The organism is Curtobacterium sp. 9128, assembly GCF_007673775.1.
In the GTDB taxonomy this organism is placed as follows: Bacteria; Actinomycetota; Actinomycetes; order Actinomycetales; family Microbacteriaceae; genus Curtobacterium.
The window spans coordinates 1-352 of record NZ_VEAF01000020.1 but is presented as its reverse complement, the minus strand read 5'-3'; the positions used below and the strand labels follow the sequence as shown (position 1 = coordinate 352).

The following is a 352-nucleotide window of genomic DNA, read 5'->3' as shown; positions in this document are numbered from 1 at the left end:
GGACATCGCACCCGGGGAGAACGGGGTGCGATGTCCGGGAGGGGGGGGGATGTCGGGGCGATCCGGTGGGGAGGGGAGGCGGGGGTGGGGGGGTAGGTTGAAGGGGTGAGGATGGAGAGGGGGGGTGGTGGGGGGTCGTGGTGGGGGGGATGGGGGTGACGAACGTGATGGTGGTGACGGTCAGGGAGGGCAGGGGGGAGATGGGGATGGGGAAGGGGATGGGGGGGGAGATGGTGGGGATGTGGACGGGGGTGGAGGGGATGGGCGGGGGGGAGGGGGGGATGGAGGTGGTGGAGTAGGCGAAGATGGGTGGGGGGAGGGGGAGGTGGGAGGAAGGGAAGGGGAAGGGGGG

General features: G+C 71.9%; 1 protein-coding gene. It reads left to right on the top strand.

Translation table 11 applies throughout. The annotated features are described in order from the left end of the window. Positions 1–155 precede the first annotated feature (155 nt). Positions 156–299 (top strand): hypothetical protein, encoded by a 144-nt coding sequence (locus FS641_RS18615; protein WP_186317841.1) that lies wholly within the window; start codon positions 156–158, stop codon positions 297–299. Positions 300–352 lie beyond the last annotated feature (53 nt).